The organism is Actinosynnema sp., from assembly GCF_052038725.1.
The window spans coordinates 1-3574 of sequence record NZ_JBQGCX010001455.1; the positions used below are offsets into that span (position 1 = coordinate 1).

The window sequence follows — 3574 nt, forward strand, 5'->3', positions numbered from 1 at the left end:
GCATGTCCGCCGCGCGCAATCGGAGCTCGTTGTGCGCCAATAAGTGCGCCTCTCCACTGGAGTTGGTGAAGCTCCGGCCGGAAGCCGTGTGCAGCACGTCCTCAACGTCCATCGGCGGATGACCGGTCAGCTCTTCCAGGTCGGCGGTGGTGAGGCCGCTGCCCGAGGCGACCAGCAGGCCGAGGACGTCCCGCGCGGCGGGCGTGCCGCGCAGCAGGCGCTTCAGGTCCTTCTCCAGCACGTCGCGCTTCACCTTCGCCTCGGGGGAGGGGGACAGCGGGCGGATCACGTCCGGATCGCGCAGCGGGTGGTGTTCGGGGACCTCGTGCGGGAGCGGGGGGTTCAGGCGGCCGGACACCACCACCCGCGTCCCTGCAGGGGGTTTCACGGGCAACAGGGCGACGATGCTGTGGGACTCGGCGGAACCGTCCGCGCCCCGGTCCTCGTCCAGCCCGTCCACCACCAGCACCAGGCGTTCGCCCTGGTCCTCGCACCGCTCCGCCGCTTGCTTCAGCAGCCCGAGCAGTCCGGGGTCGGTGAACTCGCGCGGCAGCGGGGTCCCGAGGAGCGCGCAGAGCTGGACGGTCACCTCGCGCAGGAATGCTGACCGGTCGCTCTGCTCCGCCAGACCCGCCGTGATGAAGAACGACACAATCCGAACGCCCTCCGGCGGGTGCAGCGCGAACCACGACAGCAGTGCCGACTTGCCCGCCCACGCCTCCGCGCGCCACCACAGGTAGCGGTCGGGCCCCGCGCAGAACGCAGCCAGCTCGGCCAGTTCCGCCTCGCGCCCGACCAGTTCGTCCGGCGCGATCCGCCGGACCTGCTCCAGGTAGAAGTCCGAGGGCACCGCACCCGCGACCAGGTTGATCGCGCCGTGGTTCGCTCCCACCTGCACCAGCAGGTTGACCTGGTTGCCATCCGCCGAGTTGGTCGAGTGCACCGACCGATCGTGGCTCACCCTCCCGCCGCAGAGGCCGCACTACTGCGGCTCCGGGGAATCTACGTCCGAGCCGCCCTCGGCACCAGCAACACCCCCACCAGCGGGATCACCGCCATCCCCAGCCACATCGCCGCCCCGCCCGCCTCCGCGACCGCCCCCAGCGGCGCCGAGGTGGCCAGGACCAGCAACCCCGACAGCGACGACATCGCCCCCATGAACGTCCCCAGCAGCCGCTCGTCCACCAGGTCCGGCACGAGCGCGCGCGCCGCCGGGGCCGCCAGCATCTGGCCGCCGGTCAGCAGCACCACGAACACCACCGACCCCGCCAGGCCGGTCGCGGGCAGCAGCGCGGGCAGGGCGCAGCCGACCACCAGCACGCCCAGGCCCCACCGCAGCGCCGCCGCCGGGGTCAGCGCCCGCCCGGCCCACTTCGACAGCGGCACCTGCAGCGCCACCACGATCACCGACGACAGCGCGAACAACCACCCCAGCGCCGCCTGACCGCCCGTCGCCCGCTCCAGCTCCGCGGGCAGCGCCAGGTACATCTGGTTGTAGATCACCAGGTACCCGCCGTACGCCAGGCACAGCAGCAGGAACGCCCGGTTCCCCGCCACGCCCCGGAACGTCAGGGGCGGCGGCGTCACCGGCTCGCGGCCCGGCATCAGGAACCAGTGCCCGACCAGGATCACCACGAACACCGCCGCGCCCGCCAGCGCCACCGCCCGGAACCCCTGCCCCAGCAGCACAGCGCCCAGCACCGGGCCGATCAGCGCCCCGGCCTGCCCGCCCGCGTGGAACGTCCCCAGCAGCTTCGTCCGGGGCTCCCCGGTCCGCTGCTCGCGCTCCAGCGCCTGCCGCGCCACCTCCGACTCCACGGCGGGCGAGAACAGCGCCGCCGCGAACCCGATCAGCAGCACCGCCCCGATCACCGACGCCGTGCCCGAGGCGAACGCCAGCCACCCGAACCCCAGCACCCGCAGCGCGCACCCGACCAGCACCGCCGGACGCGGCCCGAACCGGTCCGCCAGCGCGCCGCCGACCACGAACATGCCCTGCTGGCTGAACGTCCGCAGCCCCAGCACCACGCCGACCAGCCACCCGGCCAGCCCCAGCCCGCCGCTCAGGTGCGCCGCCAGGTGCGGGAGCACCGCGTAGAACCCCACGTTGAACGCGAACTGCGTCCCCACCAGCAGCCTGGCGAGCGCGTCCGCGCGCACCACCCCGCGCTCGACCACCGCGCGACCCATCTACGACCTCCTCGGAACACGGGCTGAGGCGGCCAGGGACACGGCGAACACCGCCAGCGCCAGCAGGGCGCCCGCGGGGGCCAGCGTCGCCCACGGCGCGCGCTCCACGTACGGCAGGGTCTCCGACAGCAGCAGGCCCCACTCGGGGGCGGGCGGCGGAGTGCCCAGCCCGAGGAATCCCAGGGACGCCAGCGCCAGCGCGATGCCCGGCAGCCGCAGCACGGCGTGTCGCGCCAGCGGCCCGACCACGGCCGGTAGCACGTGCTTGCGCAACGTCCACACCGGACTCGCGCCCAGCGCCCGGTTCTCCGCCACGTGCTGCGCCGCCCGAGCCTCCTCGACCAGCGACGCCGCGTGCTCCGACAGCACCGGCCAGGACACCAGCGCCACGGCGAGCGCCGCACTGCCCCCGTCCGGTCCGAGCGTCGCCGCCACCAGCAGCCCCGCGATCACCGGCGGCACCGCGTTCGCCGGCTCCGCCGCCGCCCCCGTCACCGAGGGCAGGAAACCCAGCAGCAGGGCCACGACGAACGCGAACGCGCACACCGCGACCGCCACGCCCACCGTCGCCAGCGCCCCGTGCCCGACCCGCGCCAGCACGTCCCGCCCCAGCGAGTCGGTGCCCAGCGGGTGCGCCCAGCCCGGCGCGGACAGCCGCGCGGCGGTGTCCAGGCGCAGCGGGTCGCGGGTCAGCCCCCACGCCGTCAGCACCGCCACCACGCCGCCCGCGCACGCCACCACGACCCGGTGCCCGCGCACCGGCGCCTGCGGGGGCGTGATCAGCGCCGCGTCGCGCAGCGCCGGGCCGAGCACCCACCGCCGGGCCAGCGCCGCCAGCACCCCGACGACCACGCCCACCAGCAGCAGCACGATCACCGAGCCCTGCAGCAGCGGCAGGTCCTGCGACTCGGCGGCGCCCAGCGCGGTCCGCCCGACGCCGGGGATCGCGAACACCACCTCCACCGCCACCGCGCCGCCGATGATCCCGACCGCCGAGAGCCCCACCTGCGGCAGCACCGGCGGCAGCGCGCGCCGCAGCACGCCCCGCGCCAGCACCACCCGCGAGCAGCCCCACGACCGCCACAGCGACACCCACTGCTCGCCGAACACCGGTGGCAGCGCGTCGTCCACCAGCCTGCCCAGCACCGCGCCCGCGGGCAGCGCCATCGCCAGCGCGGGCAGCACCAGGTGCTGCGGGCCCTGCCAGCCGTACGGCGGCAACCAGCCCAGCCACACCGACACCACCACGATCAGCAGCGCCGCGAGCAGGAACTCCGGCGCCGCGGCCAGGACCGCAGCCGCCGCCACCCCGCCGGGCCCGTAGCCCCAGCGCAGCCCGCGCCGCAGCGACGGCGCGCCCAGCGCCGCCGCCACCCGCCGCGCT

General features: G+C 75.6%; 2 protein-coding genes and 1 pseudogene. All 3 read right to left on the reverse strand.

What is annotated here, in order from left to right; all coding sequences use genetic code 11:
• Nucleotides 1-943, reverse strand: a pseudogene (locus ACTUAL_RS30745) (hypothetical protein); the annotation flags it as partial.
• 59 nt (nucleotides 944-1002) lie between these two features.
• Nucleotides 1003-2190: an MFS transporter gene (locus ACTUAL_RS30750; RefSeq protein WP_440902683.1), complete on the reverse strand. Its 1188-nt coding sequence runs from the start codon at nucleotides 2188-2190 to the stop codon at nucleotides 1003-1005.
• Nucleotides 2191-3574: ABC transporter permease subunit (locus ACTUAL_RS30755; protein ID WP_440902684.1), on the reverse strand; the 1384-nt coding region annotated here is incomplete at its 5' end.

Excerpts from the sequence above, each read along its gene's own strand:
- ACTUAL_RS30750 (WP_440902683.1), bottom strand. The coding sequence starts at position 2,190 with ATGGGTCGCGCGGTGGTCGAGCGCGGGGTGGTGCGCGCGGACGCGCTC.